The following is a 1,058-nucleotide window of genomic DNA, read 5'->3' as shown; positions in this document are numbered from 1 at the left end:
TGTTCCGGCAACGACCACCAGAAGCCATTCTCATCGGAACCCGCTGCCACGTTGTCGATGAAGACATTGTCCGGATTGGTGATCCAGTAAGCCGTCACCGTGTTGTCCGAAGGCAGCAGGGTGTCCTTGCCGGACATGCTGGCCGCCCTGTAGGTCGCGCGATTCAGCGGATTACTTCCCATGTTCTCTCCGTTTGCGCCGAGATTGGTCGGCGCGCAGGCCTTGGAGGTATGGCACTTGATCTGGATCGCCAGGTTGTGCACGAACTGGTTACCGTGCTCCGCGCCGTCTTCGAGGAAGAAGCAGTGACCGACGGTGTTGTAGGTCACGTTGTTCTCAACGCGCAGGAAATTCGTGCCGTGCACGGTCACGCAGCGGTTGTAGGTGTCGTGGATCGAGGCGTTCCTGATGTACTGCCCCTTGGCATCGCCGACCAGATGCCAGTGGATCGGATAGCGGGCAAGCGTCAGGTTCTGGCCCATTCGCTGGAACTCGACGCCCTCGACAAACATCCTGCTCGCGCCCATCGCCATCACGTGCCCGCCGTAGAAGGGCGGTTCCGCCGCGTCGGCTGATGCCTGGAGAACGACATTGCGCGTCAGCAAGCCCACTTCGCCGCGTTCATCCACGTCGAAGGTGATTTTGCCGAAATGCATGTAGTCCAGTTTCGCGTTGAGCGTGATCGCATTGCCCTTGATGGCGGAAATGGTGCGCCGCTCGGCCTGCCGGGGATCGAAGTCCGTGGACGCGAGAACAATCTCGTCGCCGACCCGCCAGCCAGACGCGTCCAGGACCTGGATCGAGGTGCTGCCTGCGTTGGCGGTGTTGGCCAGCTTGGTCCACGTGTGCTTGCGGTCCCCATGCAGGTTCAGGGTGCCGCCCATGAGCATGATCCCGCGGTCAACGCGCTCACTCGCGACAGTCGCTGCGGGAACACCGATGTCTTCGCCTTTGACGTTGTCGGTGAGCGTGATGGTCGCCTTGCGCGTGTGGGGCCTGGCTTCGGTGCCGATTTCCAGTTCACCGTGCACCATGACCCACTCGGTGGTCAGCTCGAG

The 1,058-nt window shown here is 61.6% G+C and carries 1 protein-coding gene; it reads right to left on the bottom strand.

Translation table 11 applies throughout. From position 1 onward, the window contains the following. Positions 1-1,058, bottom strand: a 1,058-nt coding sequence (locus VMT30_02820) for a G8 domain-containing protein (GenBank protein HVQ43874.1), incomplete at both ends; no start/stop codon positions are given.

The organism is Candidatus Saccharimonadia bacterium (genome assembly GCA_035544015.1).
Lineage (GTDB): Bacteria > Patescibacteriota > Saccharimonadia > UBA4664 > UBA4664 > UBA5169.
Note: the sequence above shows the minus strand (reverse complement) of the source record. Positions and strands in the feature narration are given on the sequence as shown.